16 protein-coding genes are annotated in these 16,099 nt (G+C 64.8%); 12 read left to right on the top strand and 4 right to left on the bottom strand.

The features are described 5' to 3' along the window. Positions 1-49 precede the first annotated feature (49 nt). The 7 genes from ccmC to ABDB81_RS23570 all read left to right on the top strand — a co-directional run bounded on the left by ccmC (position 50) and on the right by ABDB81_RS23570 (position 5,480). On the top strand, positions 50-760 hold the full coding sequence (gene ccmC / locus ABDB81_RS23600; RefSeq protein ID WP_346813772.1) for a heme ABC transporter permease CcmC: 711 nt from the start codon (positions 50-52) through the stop codon (positions 758-760). Next, positions 757-882, top strand: coding sequence for a hypothetical protein (locus ABDB81_RS23595; RefSeq protein ID WP_346813752.1), 126 nt, complete (start codon positions 757-759; stop codon positions 880-882). Before ccmC ends, ABDB81_RS23595 begins: the two co-directional genes overlap by 4 nt. Continuing rightward, on the top strand, positions 879-1,334 hold the full coding sequence (ccmE, locus tag ABDB81_RS23590) for a cytochrome c maturation protein CcmE (RefSeq protein ID WP_137926511.1): 456 nt from the start codon (positions 879-881) through the stop codon (positions 1,332-1,334). The genes ABDB81_RS23595 and ccmE overlap by 4 nt, the downstream gene beginning before the upstream one ends. Continuing rightward, on the top strand, positions 1,331-3,316 hold the full coding sequence (locus tag ABDB81_RS23585) for a heme lyase CcmF/NrfE family subunit (RefSeq protein ID WP_346813751.1): 1,986 nt from the start codon (positions 1,331-1,333) through the stop codon (positions 3,314-3,316). Before ccmE ends, ABDB81_RS23585 begins: the two co-directional genes overlap by 4 nt. After that, the gene (locus ABDB81_RS23580; RefSeq protein WP_346813750.1) at positions 3,313-3,843 is read left to right on the top strand and encodes a DsbE family thiol:disulfide interchange protein; all 531 of its coding nucleotides are present in this window, start codon (positions 3,313-3,315) and stop codon (positions 3,841-3,843) included. Before ABDB81_RS23585 ends, ABDB81_RS23580 begins: the two co-directional genes overlap by 4 nt. Next, on the top strand, positions 3,836-4,936 hold the full coding sequence (locus ABDB81_RS23575) for a cytochrome c-type biogenesis protein CcmH (protein WP_346813749.1): 1,101 nt from the start codon (positions 3,836-3,838) through the stop codon (positions 4,934-4,936). The genes ABDB81_RS23580 and ABDB81_RS23575 overlap by 8 nt, the downstream gene beginning before the upstream one ends. Positions 4,937-5,141: 205 nt before the next feature. Continuing rightward, positions 5,142-5,480, top strand: a complete 339-nt coding sequence (locus ABDB81_RS23570) for a LysR family transcriptional regulator (RefSeq protein ID WP_137926507.1) — start codon at positions 5,142-5,144, stop codon at positions 5,478-5,480. A 16-nt stretch (positions 5,481-5,496) separates the two neighbouring features. Here the strand turns inward: ABDB81_RS23570 and ABDB81_RS23565 are convergent, their stop codons facing one another. Then, positions 5,497-7,623 carry a TonB-dependent siderophore receptor gene (locus ABDB81_RS23565; protein ID WP_346813748.1) on the bottom strand — a complete coding sequence of 709 codons (2,127 nt, stop codon included), beginning with the start codon at positions 7,621-7,623 and terminating at the stop codon, positions 5,497-5,499. A gap of 307 nt (positions 7,624-7,930) precedes the next feature. Here ABDB81_RS23565 and ABDB81_RS23560 point away from each other — a divergent pair, with 307 nt between their 5' ends. The 5 genes from ABDB81_RS23560 (at position 7,931) to ABDB81_RS23540 (ending at position 12,520) form a co-directional block, all read left to right on the top strand. Next, entirely contained in the window at positions 7,931-9,010 is a 1,080-nt protein-coding gene (locus tag ABDB81_RS23560; protein WP_137926505.1) for an AI-2E family transporter, read from the top strand. Positions 9,011-9,020: 10 nt separating this feature from the next. Beyond that, positions 9,021-9,929 (top strand): LysR family transcriptional regulator, encoded by a 909-nt coding sequence (locus ABDB81_RS23555; RefSeq protein ID WP_346813747.1) that lies wholly within the window; start codon positions 9,021-9,023, stop codon positions 9,927-9,929. Positions 9,930-10,067: 138 nt separating this feature from the next. Continuing rightward, a complete protein-coding gene (locus ABDB81_RS23550) occupies positions 10,068-10,679 on the top strand; it encodes a glutathione S-transferase (RefSeq protein WP_160474078.1) in 612 nt (203 codons plus the stop codon). A 51-nt stretch (positions 10,680-10,730) separates the two neighbouring features. Next, positions 10,731-11,723, top strand: coding sequence for a pyridoxamine 5'-phosphate oxidase family protein (locus ABDB81_RS23545; protein WP_346813746.1), 993 nt, complete (start codon positions 10,731-10,733; stop codon positions 11,721-11,723). A 74-nt stretch (positions 11,724-11,797) separates the two neighbouring features. Next, positions 11,798-12,520: an MgtC/SapB family protein gene (locus ABDB81_RS23540; protein ID WP_160474080.1), complete on the top strand. Its 723-nt coding sequence runs from the start codon at positions 11,798-11,800 to the stop codon at positions 12,518-12,520. A gap of 195 nt (positions 12,521-12,715) precedes the next feature. Here ABDB81_RS23540 and ABDB81_RS23535 read toward each other — a convergent pair whose 3' ends face one another. From ABDB81_RS23535 to ABDB81_RS23525, 3 genes are read right to left on the bottom strand one after another with little or no spacing between them, the layout of a single operon-like run. Beyond that, a complete protein-coding gene (locus tag ABDB81_RS23535) occupies positions 12,716-13,219 on the bottom strand; it encodes a GAF domain-containing protein (protein WP_346813745.1) in 504 nt (167 codons plus the stop codon). Continuing rightward, positions 13,216-14,193, bottom strand: coding sequence for a tripartite tricarboxylate transporter substrate binding protein (locus ABDB81_RS23530; protein WP_160474082.1), 978 nt, complete (start codon positions 14,191-14,193; stop codon positions 13,216-13,218). Before ABDB81_RS23530 ends, ABDB81_RS23535 begins: the two co-directional genes overlap by 4 nt. A 40-nt stretch (positions 14,194-14,233) precedes the next feature. Then, entirely contained in the window at positions 14,234-16,063 is a 1,830-nt protein-coding gene (locus ABDB81_RS23525; RefSeq protein ID WP_346813744.1) for a gamma-glutamyltransferase family protein, read from the bottom strand. Positions 16,064-16,099: the final 36 nt, after the last annotated feature.

The following is a 16,099-nucleotide window of genomic DNA, read 5'->3' as shown; positions in this document are numbered from 1 at the left end:
GATGAACCGCGATATTCCACTGCAAGACACTTCCGCGCGCAAGCACCACATGGCGCGTAGCCGGTGGACGCGGCTTGCATCGCCCGCTGTGTTCTATCCGCTGGCAGGACGCATGGCGCCGTGGTTCTTTTTGCTTGCTGCTGCGTGGCTCGTCATCGGTCTCTGGATCGGCTTCGCCGTAGCGCCCACCGATGCACAGCAAGGCGAGGTCTATCGCATCATCTTTATCCACGTTCCTGCCGCGTGGATGTCGATGTTCATCTACCTTGTCATGGCCGGTTACAGCGCGCTCGCGCTGATACTGCGCACGCGGCTCTCGTCGATGATGGCGCTGGCACTCGCCCCCACCGGCGCGATGTTCACGTTCCTCGCACTGTGGACCGGCGCCTTGTGGGGCAAACCCACATGGGGCACATGGTGGGTGTGGGATGCACGGCTCACGTCCGAACTGATCTTGTTGTTCCTGTATCTCGGCTACATTGCGCTCGCTTCCGCCATCGAAGAACCCCGCCGCGCCGAACGTGCCTGTGCAGTGTTATGCCTCGTGGGCGTGGCGAACATCCCGATCATCTACTTCTCCGTGCAGTGGTGGAACACGCTGCATCAAGGCGCATCGGTCAGTCTGACCGCCGCTCCGTCGATGGCGGCGACGATGCTCGCCGGCATGCTGGCGATGACACTGGCGTGCTGGATGTACACCATCGCCGTGGCGCTGGTGCGCGTGCGTTGCCTGCTGCGCGAGCGTGGAGAGGCATCATGAGCGGGCACATTCCCTACCTCGTCGGCGCATTTGGCGTGACATGCGTCGCCATTGCGCTGGAGATGGTGCTGCTGAAGCGACGCAGTCGCAGGCATGCCGATCACGAGGACGACACACCATGACGCCGCGCCGGCGCCGTCTCGGCTTGCTGCTCGCCGCACTGGCCTGTGGTGGCGTGGCACTCGCACTGGTGCTCAATGCGTTCCAGTCGAACCTTGTATTCTTCTTCAGCCCCAGCCAGATCGCCGCTCACGAAGCGCCGCAGGGACGCGCGTTCCGCGTCGGCGGGTTGGTCGAACCGGGATCGATCCGGCGCGAAGGCGAATCGCTGACGATCCACTTCGTGGTCACCGATACCCGGCACACCGTGCCTGTGGTGTATCGCGGCCTGCTGCCCGACCTGTTCCGCGAAGGCAAGGGCGTGGTCGCGCGTGGCGCGCTCGATGCCAACGGTACGTTCGTCGCCAGCGAAGTCTTGGCCAAGCACGACGAGAACTACATGCCGCCCGAAGCCGCCGAAGCCTTGAAGCGCGCGGCCAACGATGATGCCGTGAATCGGAAGGTGCAGCGATGAGCGTGGAACTCGGCCACTTCGCATTGATCTGCGCGCTGCTGGCCTCGTTCGTGCAGGCCGTGCTGCCGCTGGCCGGTGCAGCGCGCAACGTCGTGCCGTGGATGCTGTGGGCGCGGCGTGCAGCCATTGCGCAATGGCTGCTGGTACTGGGCGCGTATCTCTCGCTGACGTTCGCCTTCGTCGATAACGATTTCAGCGTGCGCTATGTGGCCGGCAACTCCAACAGTGCGCTGCCGCTGATGTATCGCATCGCTGCGGTCTGGGGCGGCCATGAAGGTTCGATGTTGCTGTGGACCTTGATGCTGGCCGGATGGTCGTGCGCGGTGGCGCTGTTCAGCCGGCCCCTGCCGCTGCCGTTCGTGGCGCGCGTGCTTGGCGTAATGGGTGCGATCTCCAGCGGCCTGCTGCTGTTCCTGTTGCTGTCGTCGAATCCGTTCATCCGTCTGCTGCCGCGCGCGATGGAAGGTCGCGACCTCAATCCGCTGCTGCAGGACCCCGGCATGGTGTTCCATCCGCCCTTCCTCTACATGGGCTATGTGGGCTTTGCAGTGGCCTTTTCCTTCGCGCTGGCCGCGCTGCTCGAAGGCCGCCTCGATGCCGCCTGGGCACGGTGGTCCCGGCCATGGACGATCTTCGCGTGGCTGTTTCTGACCATCGGCATCGCACTCGGCAGCATGTGGGCGTACTACGAACTCGGCTGGGGCGGCTGGTGGTTCTGGGACCCCGTGGAAAACGCCTCGTTCATGCCGTGGCTGGCGGGCACCGCATTGATCCACTCGCTGGCCGTGACCGAAAAGCGCGGCGCGTTTCGCGCATGGACGGCGCTGCTGGCGATCTTCACGTTTTCGCTGAGCCTGCTGGGCACCTTCCTTGTTCGCTCGGGCGTTCTGACATCGGTGCATGCGTTTGCAGTCGATCCCAAACGTGGCATCTTCATCCTGACGCTGCTCGCGCTGGTCACGGGCATGGCCTTGGCGATCTTCGCATGGCGCGCACCGCAACTGACGCGTCGCGCCGATTTCACGCTGGCCTCGCGCGAGACCTTCCTGCTGGCCAACAATGTGCTGCTGGCCGTGGCCGCCGCCGCGGTGTTGCTCGGCACGCTCTATCCGCTGTTGCTCGATGTATTGGGTGCGGGCAAGGTCTCGGTGGGGCCCGCGTACTTCGAGCAGGTGTTCGTGCCGTTGATGGCGCCCGCCGTGCTGCTCATGGGTGCAGCGCCGCTGGCACGCTGGCGACGTGGCGAGTTTCCGCCGATGGTACGGCGGCTGCGTTGGGCGGCGCTCGCCAGCGTGGTGATCGGCATCGGTCTGCTGCTTGTTCTTCGTCACCCGTCGGCGCTGACGGGGCTCGGCCTGACGCTGGCCACCTGGTCGCTGGCCGGAGCAGCGGTAAGCCTTGCAGGCAAGCTGAAACACCGCGACGGTTGGCGCGCGTCGCTACGGCAGTTGCCGGCTGGTTACTGGGGCATGCTGCTGGCCCACGCCGGCGTGGGCGTGTTCATTATCGGCGTGACCATGGTGAACAGCCAGGAGACCATGCGCGAACTGCCGATGCGGGCTGGCGATACGGTCAACGTGGACGGTCATGTGTTCCGCTTCGATGGTGTGGTGCCGGTGGTGGGTCCCAACTACGAGGCGTTGCGCGCCGTGTTCACGGTCAGCCGCAATGGAAAGGCCGTCACCACGCTGGCTTCCGAGCGCCGCATCTACCGCAGCCAGGACATGCCGACCACCGAGGCGGGCATCGACACGGGCTTTGCGCGTGATCTCTATGTTGCGATTGGCGAGGCCGCCGGAGAAAAAGTCTGGGCCGTGCGCATCTACGTGAAGCCTTTCGTGAAATGGATCTGGGCCGGTTGCGGCCTGATGGCACTTGGCGGACTGGTTGCCGCGAGCGACCGTCGCTATCGCGTGCGCCGTCCCGTGGCAGATGCCGCGCCAATCGCCACGCCGCTGCCCTCATTCGACACCCGGCCATGACGCGCTTCCTCCTGCCACTGGCCGTCTTCGTCGCCATCGTGCTCGCCCTGGCTGCGGGCCTGCGGCATGATCCGCGCGAACTTCCCTCTGCGCTGGTCGGCAAGCCTGCCCCGCAATTCACGCTACCCGTGCTCGATGCGCCCGCATCAGTGAGCGCAGCCGATATGCGAGGCAAGGTGTGGATGCTCAACGTATGGGCGTCGTGGTGCGCCGCTTGCCGCAGCGAGCATCCCTTGCTGGTGGACTTCGCGGGCAAATCCACGGTCCCGCTCTATGGACTCAACTACAAGGACACCGTGCCAGCGGCGCGAAGCTGGCTGCAGCAGATGGGCGATCCGTATGTGCAATCGCTGGTCGATGCCGATGGCCGCGTAGGCATCGACTTCGGCGTCTATGGCGTACCGGAGACCTACATCATCGACCGACGCGGCGTGGTGCGGTATCGGCAGGTGGGTCCGGTGACGAAGGACACGCTGGAGCGGCAGATCAAGCCGCTGCTGCTGCAACTGGAGCGAGAGCATGCGTAAGGCGCTGCTGGGTGTTCTCTTTGTTGCGATGTCGATGCAGGCGAGCGCTGCCACCGACGCCGAACTCGATGCGCGCGTGCATGCACTGGCGCAGCAACTGCGCTGCGTGGTATGCCAGAACCAGACGCTGGCAGACTCCAATGCACCGCTGGCGATCGATCTGCGCGCGCAGATACGTGCGCAGTTGATGCAGGGGGCGAGCGACGACGCGGTCAAGGGGTATCTCGTCGAACGCTATGGTGAGTTCGTGCTTTACGATCCGCCGTTCAAGGCGTCGACGTGGTTGCTTTGGTTGGGGCCGTTCGGGTTGTTGGTTGTGGTGGTGGCGGTGTTGTGGCAGCGGCTGCGCCGTACACGGCTCCACGCCCGCCCGGTGGTCTCCCCTCTCCCGCCTGCGGGAGAGGGGCGGGGGAGAGGGCTGGCCGATCAAATTGCAACAAGTCGGCAAGCAGGAGCCCCCGCCCTCTCCCCCAACCCCTCTCCCGCGCGCGGGAGAGGGGCGCAAACCGGTGGCGCAGCGAGAAGCCGATGGACCACCGCCACCCTATGCGTCGTGCTTCCCCCCGCTGCCGCCATGATCTACCTCCACCTCGGCAATCCCGCCGCGGTGATCCAAGGTGACGATTCGCATAGCCTGTCCGGCGACGCTCACACGCCCACCATCGCGCAGATCGAAACCATGGTCGATCAACTGGCGCGGCGCCTGCAGGCCAATCCCAACGATGCGCAAGGCTGGGCCATGCTGGCGCGCTCTTATACGGTGATGGAACGGTTCGATGATGCGGCCGCCGCATATGGCAAAGCGGTGGCGCTGGAACCCGCGGTGGCTTCGTTACGATCGGACTATGCCGACGTGCTCGCCAGCATCAATGAGGGTTCGCTGCAAGGACCAGCGCTGGTGCAAATCCGGGCCGCGCTCGCCGCAGACCCCGATGACCCGAAGGGGCTGGCGCTGGCTGCCAGTGCGGCGGCTCAACGTGGTGACGCCGCCGAAGCCACAAGGTACTGGGAGCATCTTCTGAAACTGCTGCCGCCCGACTCATCGACGGCAGCACGCGTCGCGGCGAACCTCGCGGCGGCCCGCGGCAAGTGACGAAAACTCCGCGCTACAGCACAGACCGGTATCAGGATGCTGCGTCTCGACCTTGCGCGAGCGCAAACGCCATACCCGGGATTAGTCAGACAATGCCTCGCATCCAATCTGACCTTCGAGGCTTATGTGGTCGACTGATTCGTTTCACACTCCGGATGGATCGTCCCAGCCGGACGGTGCTCCCGCTCCTCGTGAGCGGCTTAGCATGGCGTTGCCAGTACGTCCACCGGAAGATGTCCAGCATCCCAATACTCCAATCCGCCACGTCAATACCGATCACCTGCGCCGGTTTGTATTGCTGATGCAGTTTCGCTCCGCCATTGCAGCGGAGCGGCACAGCGGCATTCGCGCCGCATGCATTCTCTACGCGACGCGCCGCATCGAAGAGCGCCTTGGCGTGGCGCTATTCACGCGCGAATCCACGCAGATGCATCCCACGGCTGCTGCAGTCCGCCTTTATCCGTGCGCGATCCGCCTGCTGAGCATGTGGGACACCCTGATGGCCGACACGCGCGGCCAGGACGAAGCCCCGGCCAGCGCATGAAGCGGCCCGCCTGCCTTTAGAAGCCTGCGCGTGCCTGGATGTAGACCATGCGCGGCGCACCCACCATGCGGCCAGCGTTGCCGTCGACATTGCGCGTGTAGTAGCGCTTGTCGAACAGGTTGTTCAGGCCGATGGTGATGTCGGTCCGCTTCATCTGCGGCACCTTGAACATCGCCTGAATGTTCCACGTACGGAAGCCCGGAATCTTGCCCACATTGGCGCTGGCCGATTCCGCCACGGTGTTGGCCGTGTCCGAATACTGCGAACTCTGGTGCGTGGTGGACACGTTGAACGTCCAGTTGCGCCAGTCGTAGCGCGCGCCGATCGTATCGGTGGTACGCGAGTAGAACGGTACGTCCAGCCCCGCCGTCGTGCCCGACTTCTGGATCGCACGCGTGTACGTATAGTTGGCGTACACGTTCAGGCCGCCCAGCATGCTCGCGCGGTCGAACGTGTAGTCGATGGCCGATTCCACACCATCGTGATCGGTCGCGCCGATGTTCTGGAACGTGGCAGGCACCAGGCCCGGCACCTGCAGGATCTGGTTGTCGAACTTGATCTTGAACGCAGTCAGCTCGCCCTTGATGCGGCTGTCCGTCCAGCGCGTACCCACTTCAAACGTCTTGGCCACTTCCGGCTGCAGCGGGTTGTTCGGTGTCTGCGAGTTCAACTGGATGTTCTGCACCGGGCCGAACGACGTGCTGTAGTCCGCAAACACGGTCCAGGCATTGTTCACGAGGTACGAAACGTTGACCGACGGCAGCGCCTTGTTGTTCACACTGTCGTACTGCGTCGTGGTGCCGGCCTGCTGGCGGTTGGTGCTGATGTGCTCGAAGCGGACGCCCGGCACGATGCGCCACTGGCCATAGGCGATACGGTCGTCGATGTAGACGGCGTGCGCATCGGTGGCATTGTCGAACGTCGAGTTCGGGGTCCGGACGCCCGTGCGGGTGTTGATGGTGATGACGTTGTCATCGCCGCGCTCGCGGATGTAGCGATAGCCGACCGTCACGTCATGCGTGGTCGGGCCCACGCCAAAACGCTGCGTGAAGCGCGGCTCGATACCGAAGGTGTTGTAGTTGCGCGGCTGGAACGAAGCGGTGGTGGCGGTCTGCTGCAGGGTGCTCTGGCGGTAGCTGTCGTTGTACCAGGTACGGATCTCGAACTCCTGATTCGCCGAGATCGTGTTCAGATAACCCAGGTCGAAACCGTAACGGTTGCCGCTCCAGTAGTCGTTGGGACGCGTGTTCTGGAACGGATCGGCGTTGTACTGGGCCACGGTCAGGCCGCCCGGCGTTTTCGATTTCACGTCGAAGTACGAGAGCTTGCCGTAGACCTGCTGCGTCGGCGTGATGTCGTACGCGAACTTCACCGCCAGATCGTTCACGTCGTCGTCGCTGCCCTTGCGCCAGTCGCGGCCGGTCATGCCCGAGTAGAGCAGCGCGATCCCGAGGCCGCTGTCGAGCGTGGTGCCCACGAAGGCGTCGTACTGGGTGTTCTTGCCACCGCCTTCGGTGTAGATGTTCTCGCGCACCGATGCGTCGCCGGTGATGCCCGGGCCGGCCGGAATCGGCTTGGTGGTGAAGTTGATGATGCCGCCCACGTTTTGCGGGCCGTAGCGCACGGCGCCGCCGCTGCGCACCACGTCGATCGATTCGATATTGCCGAGGCTCACCGGCGCGAACGACAGTTGCGGCTGGCCGTAAGGCGCCACGGCCATCGGGATACCATCCAGCAGTACTGTCGAGCGCGGCGTGTAGCGGCCCGTCAGGCCACGTACGCCGATGTTCAGCGAAATCGAGCTGCCCGCCGTGCCGGAGTTGTCCGTGGACTGCACGCCCGGGATGCGGCGCATCACATCGCCGATGTTGGTGGCACCGCTCTGCTCGATCTGCTTCTCGTCGACGATGGTGCGCGCGCCGGCAAACGTCTTCACGCTGTTCTGCAGGCCCGTACCAAGCCAGTTACCGCTGACCGACACCGTTTCGAGCATTTTTTCGTTGCCGGCAGATTCCCCTGCCCCCTCGGCCTGCTGGGCGAGTGCCCCAAGCGGCGCCATGCAGAGCATCGCGACGGCCACCGCCGTTGCGCACAATGCGGATTGAGGAACGGCGGGCTGCTGGCCGCGGCGGCTCGAATTCATGATCGGTCCTTCCTTGTAACGATAGCGATACGAAAGGGAGGAATGTAAATGATAATTGTTCGCGGAAGTCTGTCTTGAAATAAAAGACGGGGATAATCTTTGCGTCCCAAAACCAACTGTTGCCTGGACACGACGAAATGCTGTTCACCCCTTGCTCGATGGGGTTGTTGACGCGGCAAGCCAGCCGGTTGTCCAGACATTCCATGTGCGCATACCTGCCACAGACATGTAGGCGGCCGCCAGACAGAAGCGACGCAGCCGGCATCGTAGAATGGCGCCTGGCTTCGTCCGACATAGGGAATCGCCCATGACCGAATCTTCCGGTCTGCATCACAAGGTCTTCTTGCTGCTCCTGGCGGTGGTATCCATCGCATTTGCGTGGATCCTGCTGCCGTTCTACGGTGCGGTGTTCTGGGGCGCGGTGCTGGCCATCATCTTCGCGCCCCTGCAACGGCGGCTGGTGGTAGCCCTGCGGGGCCGCAACAACGTGGCGGCACTGCTGACCCTGCTGCTGGTACTGGTATTGGTGATCCTGCCGATGACACTCATCACGGCCTCGCTGATCCGGGAAGGCGTGAACCTCTACGAGAGCATCCGCTCGGGCCAGATCAACTTCGGCCACTACTTCCAGTCTGCCGCCGACGCCCTGCCACCCTTTGTGCGCGACATCCTCGCGCGAGCCGATCTCGCCAGCATCTCCGACGTCAAGGACAAGCTCAGTGCCAGCGCGCTGCAGGCCAGCCAGACGCTGGCCACGCGGGCACTGAGCATCGGCCAGAACACGGCGCAGTTCATGATCAGCTTCGGCATCATGCTGTACCTGCTGTTCTTCCTGCTGCGCGACGGCCCCACGCTGGCGCGCCGGATCCGGCAGGCCGTACCGCTCAGCGCCGGTCACAAGACCCACTTGATGCAGAAGTTCACGACGGTGGTGCGTGCCACGGTCAAGGGCAATATCGTCGTGGCGCTGGTGCAGGGCATGCTCGGCGGCGGCATCTTTGCGATCCTCGGCATCCAGGGCGCGCTGCTATGGGCCGTGGTGATGGCGTTCCTGTCGTTGCTGCCGGCCGTGGGCGCGGGCCTCATCTGGGCACCCGTGGCCGTCTACTTCCTGCTCACCGGCGCAATCTGGAAAGGCTGCGTGCTGATTGGCTTTGGCGTGCTGGTGATCGGCATGGTGGACAACGTGTTGCGCCCCATCCTGGTCGGCAAGGACACGCAGATGCCGGACTACGTGGTGCTGATTTCCACGCTGGGCGGCATGGCGCTGTTCGGACTTAACGGCTTCGTGATCGGTCCGCTGGTGGCGGCGCTGTTCATCGCCTGCTGGGACCTGAACGGTGCGGACGATCCCACCCGTCCCACGTTCGAAGACCCCCCGCACTGAGGCACGCGGCATGGACCGGCTTCAGGCAATGAAGACCTATGTGGCCGTAGTGGAAAGCGGCGGTTTCACGGCTGCCGCGCGCCGGCTGGATATGTCGTTGAGCGTGGTCAGCCGCGTGATCACGGAGCTGGAAACCCACCTCGGCGTGCGGCTGCTGACGCGCACCACGCGCGTGGTGCGGCCCACCGCTACCGGGGTGGCCTATTTCGAGAACTGTCGGCGCATCCTCGGCGAGATCGACGATGCGGAATTGTCCGCTGCCGGCGCACACACGGCGCCGCGCGGGCAACTGTCGATCACGGCCCCGGTATTGTTCGGCCGGCACTATGTCACGCCGGTGGTGGTGGAGTACCTGAATCGCTATCCCGAGGTGGATGTCGATTGCCTGTTCATCGACCGGGTTGTGAACTTCATCGACGAGGGTATCGACGTGGGCGTGCGCATCGGCCCGCTGCCGAACTCATCGCTGCAGGCCATTCCGGTGGGGTACGTGCGGCGCGTGACCTGCGCCTCGCCGGCCTACCTCGCACGGCATGGTGTCCCGGCTACGCCCGAGGACCTCGCGCAACACACCATCATCCAGACCACCGGTATTTCCACACTGCCCGAGTGGCGGTTCCAGCGCCACGGCGAACCGTTGCCGATACGCGTGGCGCCGCGCATGTCCACGACCACCAATGACTCGGCCATCGCCGCGGCGGTTGCCGGTTTCGGCGTGGTGCGCGTGCTGTCCTACCAGGTGGCCGATGAAGTGCGCGACGGCCGGCTGCAGTTGGTGCTGGAGGATGTGGAGCCGGTGCCGCTGCCCATCAACATCATCCACCGCGAAGGCCGCCATGCCATGCACAAGGTGCGCGCCTTTATCGATCTGGCCGTGGATACCCTGCGCAGTTCCCCTGCCCTGAATCCTGCGCGCTGATTTTTCTTGATTCTTCCTGAATTCAGAAGAGTGCCTTCCCGCGCCGACCGTTTTTCAACGGAGGAGGCACCTCTATAGTCGATTCCAACGCGGCATCCATACCGGACACCGCAACAATCGACTCCAGGACGCCTCGCCATGCAACTCTACGGCCACCCCCTCTCCGGACACTCGCACCGCGCCCGCCTGTTCCTGGCGCTGCTCGGCCAGCCCGTCGAACTGATCGACCTCGATCTGGCGGCCCGCGCCCACAAGGCCCCCGAATTTCTCGCGCTCAACCCGTTCGGCCAGTTGCCGGTGCTGGTCGATGGCGAGACCGTGGTCTGCGATTCCAACGCGATCCTGGTCTACCTGAGCAAGAAGCTGGGCCGCACCGACTGGCTGCCAGAATCGCCCGCTGCGGCGGCAGCCGTGCAGCGCTGGCTGTCGGTGGCCGCTGGCGATATCGCCTTCGGACCCGCCACCGCGCGGCTCAAGACGGTTTTCAACGCCCCCGTCGACGCCGACGCGGCCATCGCCCGCGCCCATCTGGTGCTGGGCCGTATGAACGATGCCCTGGCCGCCAATCAGTGGATCGCCGCCGATCATCCGACCATCGCCGATGTGGCGCTGTACAGCTACACGGCACGCGCACCCGAGGGCTTCGTCGATCTCGCTGGCTATCCCAACGTGCGCCAGTGGCTGGCACGTGTGGAAGCGCTGCCCGGCTTTGTGCCGTTCCAGCAGACGCCAGTCGGCCTGGCCGCCTGAGTTGTACTGAACCGCATTGAATCGCCGCACGTTCCTCGACTGGAGCCTGACATGACCTCGCATTCGAATTCGCACTCGCCATCGCAAGTGGAACGCCAACCGGGCACGCCGTGGCATGCCGGTGAGCGCGTGTTGCAAGCCCACGCAGGCATGGAGGAACGGCTCGCGGAAGTGGGGACGCGCGTGGTGCGCCCCTTCATGCCCGACCAGCATCGCGATTTTTTCCATCAGTTGCCATCGATCGTGATCGGCACCGTGGCACCCGATGGCCGCCCCTGGGCCACCGTGCGGGCCGCGCATCCGGGCTTCATGCACTCGCCCGATCCGCGCGTGCTCGACATGTCGCTGGTGCGCGATGCCGCCGATCCCGCCGATGCGGGCATGGAGGATGGCGACCCCATCGGAATGCTCGGCATCGAACCGGCCACGCGTCGGCGCAACCGGATGAATGGCACAGTGCGGCGCGACGATGCGCAGCATTTCAGCGTGGAGGTGGGACAGAGCTTCGGCAATTGCCCGCAGTACATCCAGAAGCGCGACTTCACGTTCACGCGCGATCCGGCGGAACCGGCCGATACGCCGCCGCAGGCGATGACTGCGCTCGACGACCATGCGCGCAAGCTGATTCGTGCTTCGGATTCGTTTTTCGTAGCGTCGTATGTGGATCTCGCGGATGGCGAGCGGCAGGTCGACGTCTCGCATCGCGGCGGCAAGCCGGGCTTTGTGCGCGTGGATGACGATGGCGGGCTGACGATTCCCGACTTCCCGGGCAATACGTTCTTCAACACGCTCGGCAACCTGATGGTGAATCCCGTGGCGGGACTCGTGTTTGTGAATTACGCCACCGGCGAACTGCTGCAGATGACGGGCCGCGCCGAAGTGCTTACCGACTCCCCGGACATCGCCCGGTTCGAGCGCGCGCAGTTACTTTGGCGCTTTCTGCCCGAGACCATCGTGCGACGCGCCCGTGCGCTGCCACTGCGCTGGGATTTCATCCCGGGCGGCGAATCGCCGCAGGCGCTGGCAACGGGAAGCTGGGGTTGATCCCACGGTTTGGGGGAATCGACACGCGGCTGTGCCACAATCGCGCCAATTTCTGGCCCGAACGGATACCGCCCATGTCCCTCCAAGCCCTGCAGCACATCAATCCGCAATCGCTGCTCGACACCGCGATCAGCCTGGCCGCCGCCTTCATCCTGGGCGGCATCATCGGTTTCGAGCGCCAGTATCGCCAGCGCACGGCCGGCCTGCGCACCAACGTGCTGGTGGCCGTGGGCGCGGCGATCTTCGTCGATATGGCCAATCACCTAACCGGTCCCGAGGGGGCGGTGCGTGTGGTGGCGTATGTGGTATCGGGTATCGGCTTTCTCGGCGCTGGCGTGATCATGCGCGAGGAAGGGAATGTGCGCGGGCTGAATACGGCGGCCACTTTGTGGGGGTCTGCGGCGGTAGGCGCCTGCGCTGGCGCCGATCTGATCGTCGAGGCCGGCATCGGCGCGCTGTTCGTGCTGGCTGCCAATACACTGCTGCGCCCCGTGGTGGACCGCATCAACCGTCAGCCACTCGACACGCCCGCCGTGGAAGTCACGCACACCGTGCATGTGATCACGGCGCGGTCGTATCAGAAGACTGCGATGCGTTTGCTCGAAGAAGCGCTGGAGGCCGCGCAATATCCCACGGGAGATCTGGAAGTGCGCGCGTTCGGGGAACAGGACGTGGAGATCGAAGCGGTGCTGGCAGCGACGTCAGTGGATGGCGACGTGCTGGACACGATCGTGGCCCGGTTAGGTGGGACGAGCGTGGTGAGTCAGGCGTTCTGGAGTGCCAGTACGTCGGATTGAACGCCGAAGGCGTTCGCTATGCGCTTGTTGTCTCCCCTCTCCCGCAGATATGCGCTCCCCTCTCCCGCTTGCGGGAGAGGGGTTGGGGGAGAGGGCTGGAGGTTCTGCTTGCCGATGTTGTCGCAATTTTCACCGCTGGCCCTCTCCCCCGCCCCTCTCCCACTGCGCGGGAGAGGGGAGAAAACAAGTGGGTATTCAGCGTCCAGCCACCGCCCCCACCACCATCTGCCCCAGCATCCGCAACGCCGTCAGATCCTCGGCCGTCCAAGCGTCCACGCCAGCCAGGTAATTGAACGTCCCGATCACCCGGCCGCCATGACACAGCGGCACATTCACCACGCCGTTCAACCCCAGATCCCGGATGACCGCGATGTCGTCGAAGACGGCAGCCAGCGCCTCGTCGCCCTCACCAACAAAGACCTCGCCACGCACCAGCAACTGACGCGTCCAGGCCGTGTCACCCTTGATCTTCTTGCCGCCGACGGGATAGGCAAGCGGGTCCGACGACCAGAGGCGTTCGATCTCGCCACTGTCCGCATGCCACGCATTGATCGTCAGCAGGCCCGGCCCGACGATCTCCAGCGTGGCCTGTCCCACCGCATCCATCACGGCCTCGGGCGTGGCCGCACCGCGCAGGCGATCGAACAGCGGATGCAGATGCGTCTGCCAATGGCCCAACGTATCGACGCTCGCCATCATTCCCCCTGGATGCCGAGTTCCTTGATCAGCTTGCCGTAGCGCACGGCATCGTGGCGCAGGATCTTGCCGAATTCCTGCGGCGTCGATGTCGCGGTTTCCACGCCGATGCCATCCATCTTGGCCTTGACCTCGGGCAGCGACATCACGCGGTTGATTTCCGAATTCAGCTTTGCCACCAGCGGTGCGGGCATGTTCTTTGGACCGAACGCGCCGTACCACACGGCCAGTTCATAGCCGGGAATCGTTTCGCCGACGGTCGGCACGTTCGGCAGCAGCGGCGAGCGCTTGGCCTCCGTCACGGCCAGCAGCTTGAGCTTGCCAGCCTTCACGTGCGGCAGCGTCTGCGTGCCGGCCGAGAACAGCAGTTGCGTCTGCCCTGCCACGGTATCCACCACGGCAGGCGCGCCGCCCTTGTACGGTACGTGCAGCATCTGCACGCCAGCCATCTTCTCGAACAGCACCGCGCTCAGGTGATTGGTCGAACCAGGACCGGCGCTCGCATAGGCCAGCTTGCCGGGATTGGCCTTGGCGTAGGCGATCAGTTCCTTGACGTTGTTCGCCGGCACCGACGGATTCACCACCATCGTATTGGTCACGTAGGCCAGCAGACCCAGCGGCGTGAAATCGTCCACGCCCTTGAACGGCATGTTGGCCATCAGCGCCGGGTTCATTGCGTGCGTGCTCATCGAGCCGACGAGTAGCGTGTAGCCATCGGGCTGCGCACGCGCGACCATCGCGGAGCCGATGTTGCCCGACGCACCGGGCTTGTTGTCGACGATCACCGGCTGGCCCAGCGACTTCGTCAGATGCTCGGACAGCACGCGCGCGAGGATATCGGTGGAGCCGCCAGCCGCCCAGGGCACGATCAGCGTGATGGGCTTGGTGGGATACGCATCGGCCGCGCCGGCGAGGCCGGCGAACGATGCGGACAAAGCAGTCACGCCGCACAGCAGCGCCTTGAATACGGACTTCATGATGCAACTCCCCTTCTGTCTTCAGCGTTGTAGTAATCCTTCAGCGGCCCACGGCATAGCCCTGCATGCCGCGCGCATTGGCACCGGCGCGCAGCACCAGCCGGCCCTTTGCATCGCGCTCGCGCGTGCACGCAGACATGCGGCCTTCGGACCAGTCTTCTCCTACGCGAACTTCGTGCCCGCGTGCGCGCAGCGCATCGATGGTCTGCGCTGGCATGCGGCCTTCGACGGTGATGCGGTTCAGCGTGGTCTGGCGCGGCCAGAACGATTGCGGAAAGTGGTCTACGTGCCAGGCCGGTGCGTCGATGGCTTCCTGCAGATTCATGCCGTGTACGGCGTGGCGCATGAAGAAGGCCAGCGACCATTGATCCTGCTGGTCGCCACCGGGCGTGCCGAACACCATGTAAGGTTCGCCATCGCGCAGGCACATCGATGGCGACAACGTGGTGCAAGGACGTTTGCCGGGTGCCAGCGTATTGGGCAGGCCCGGTTCGAGCCAGGTCATCTGCAGCCGCGTGTTCAACGCGAAGCCGAGCGACGGAATCGTCGGGCTCGACGACAGCCAGCCGCCTGACGGCGTGGCCGCCACCATGTTGCCGTGTCGGTCGATCACGTCGATATGGCAGGTATCGCCGACAAAGACTTCACGCTCCGCCCATTCCGCCACCGGGGGCAGCGCGGCGAAAGTCGGCTCGCCAATGCCGAAGCGCGTATCGGCTTCGGCCAGCGTGCGCTCGGCCACGGCGAGGTCTGGCATGCGCGGCGCGCGGCCACCAAGCGTGCCGGGTTGCATCGTCGCGATGGCGCGATCACCGATCAACGCGGCGCGCGAGGCCAGGTAATGCGGATTCAGCAGCGCGCCGAGATGGCTGTCTTCGAACAGCGGATCGCCATACCACGCGGCGCGGTCGGCCATGGCCAGCTTGGCAGCCTCCGCGATCTTGTGGACGAACTCGGGCGACGTGGGCGCGTGGGCGTCGAGTCCTGCGTGGCGCAGCATGCCGAGTTGCTGCAGGAAGACCGGGCCCTGGCTCCAGATATCGCACTTCGCCACGGTGTAGCGGCCGAAGTCGAGCGTGGGCGGCGTTTCCACCACGGGCCGCCAGTTCGCCATGTCGTCATAGCGCAGCAGGCCGGTGTGCTTCTCGCCCGTGGTGTCGCGCACGGGCGTGTCCTTGCAATAGGCGTCGATGGCTTCGGCCACGAAACCGCGATACCAGCCATCCATCGCGGCTTCGATCTGGCCGGTACGGGTATCGCTCTTGGACTGCGCGATCTCGACGATACGCGTGTAGGTATCGGCCAGCACCGGCAGCGTGTGCAGTGCGCCGGGGCGCGGCACCTTGCCATCGGGCAGCCAGGTTTGCGCGGAACTGTGCCACTCGTCACGGAACAGCGACTGCACGGCGAGGATGGCTTGCGAGATGCGCGGCACCAGTGGAAAGCCGTCTCGCGCATAGCCGATGGCCGGTGCCAGCACATCGGCCACGGACCACGTGCCGTGATCGCGCAACATCGTCATCCATGCGCCAAACGCGCCGGGCACCGTGGCGGGCATCAGGCCGATGCCGGGCATCATCTCCATGCCCTGCGCGAGGAGCGCTTCCGGATCGGCGAGTGCCGGAGCCGGACCCTGGCCGCAGACCGATCGCATCGCGCGCTCGCGCTCGCTCCAGAACAGGATCGGCACTTCGCCGCCCGGACCGTTCAGGTGCGGCTCCACCACTTGCAGCACGAAACCAGCCGCCACGGCGGCGTCGAAGGCATTGCCGCCCTTCTCCAGCACACCCATCGCGGTTTGCGTGGCCAACCAGTGCGTGGAGGCAGCAACGCCGAACGTGCCGACGATCTCGGGGCGTGTCGTGAACATGGGTGAATGACTCCTGTTGCAGGCAATTGACTTGTG

The organism is Cupriavidus sp. DL-D2, from assembly GCF_039710735.1.
GTDB lineage: Bacteria > Pseudomonadota > Gammaproteobacteria > Burkholderiales > Burkholderiaceae > Cupriavidus.
This window is presented reverse-complemented; position numbering and strand designations above follow the sequence as displayed.

What these genes read in the sequence shown, in the direction of transcription:
- ABDB81_RS23525 (WP_346813744.1), bottom strand. Translation starts at nt 16,063, where the DNA reads ATGTTCACGACACGCCCCGAGATCGTCGGCACGTTCGGCGTTGCTGCC.
- ABDB81_RS23565 (WP_346813748.1), bottom strand. Translation starts at nt 7,623, where the DNA reads ATGAATTCGAGCCGCCGCGGCCAGCAGCCCGCCGTTCCTCAATCCGCA.
- ABDB81_RS23575 (WP_346813749.1), top strand. Translation starts at nt 3,836, where the DNA reads ATGCGTAAGGCGCTGCTGGGTGTTCTCTTTGTTGCGATGTCGATGCAG.
- ccmC (WP_346813772.1), top strand. Translation starts at nt 50, where the DNA reads ATGGCGCGTAGCCGGTGGACGCGGCTTGCATCGCCCGCTGTGTTCTAT.
- ABDB81_RS23585 (WP_346813751.1), top strand. Translation starts at nt 1,331, where the DNA reads ATGAGCGTGGAACTCGGCCACTTCGCATTGATCTGCGCGCTGCTGGCC.
- ABDB81_RS23560 (WP_137926505.1), top strand. Translation starts at nt 7,931, where the DNA reads ATGACCGAATCTTCCGGTCTGCATCACAAGGTCTTCTTGCTGCTCCTG.
- ABDB81_RS23540 (WP_160474080.1), top strand. Translation starts at nt 11,798, where the DNA reads ATGTCCCTCCAAGCCCTGCAGCACATCAATCCGCAATCGCTGCTCGAC.
- ABDB81_RS23570 (WP_137926507.1), top strand. Translation starts at nt 5,142, where the DNA reads ATGGCGTTGCCAGTACGTCCACCGGAAGATGTCCAGCATCCCAATACT.
- ABDB81_RS23595 (WP_346813752.1), top strand. Translation starts at nt 757, where the DNA reads ATGAGCGGGCACATTCCCTACCTCGTCGGCGCATTTGGCGTGACATGC.
- ABDB81_RS23535 (WP_346813745.1), bottom strand. Translation starts at nt 13,219, where the DNA reads ATGATGGCGAGCGTCGATACGTTGGGCCATTGGCAGACGCATCTGCAT.
- ccmE (WP_137926511.1), top strand. Translation starts at nt 879, where the DNA reads ATGACGCCGCGCCGGCGCCGTCTCGGCTTGCTGCTCGCCGCACTGGCC.
- ABDB81_RS23555 (WP_346813747.1), top strand. Translation starts at nt 9,021, where the DNA reads ATGGACCGGCTTCAGGCAATGAAGACCTATGTGGCCGTAGTGGAAAGC.
- ABDB81_RS23545 (WP_346813746.1), top strand. Translation starts at nt 10,731, where the DNA reads ATGACCTCGCATTCGAATTCGCACTCGCCATCGCAAGTGGAACGCCAA.
- ABDB81_RS23530 (WP_160474082.1), bottom strand. Translation starts at nt 14,193, where the DNA reads ATGAAGTCCGTATTCAAGGCGCTGCTGTGCGGCGTGACTGCTTTGTCC.
- ABDB81_RS23580 (WP_346813750.1), top strand. Translation starts at nt 3,313, where the DNA reads ATGACGCGCTTCCTCCTGCCACTGGCCGTCTTCGTCGCCATCGTGCTC.
- ABDB81_RS23550 (WP_160474078.1), top strand. Translation starts at nt 10,068, where the DNA reads ATGCAACTCTACGGCCACCCCCTCTCCGGACACTCGCACCGCGCCCGC.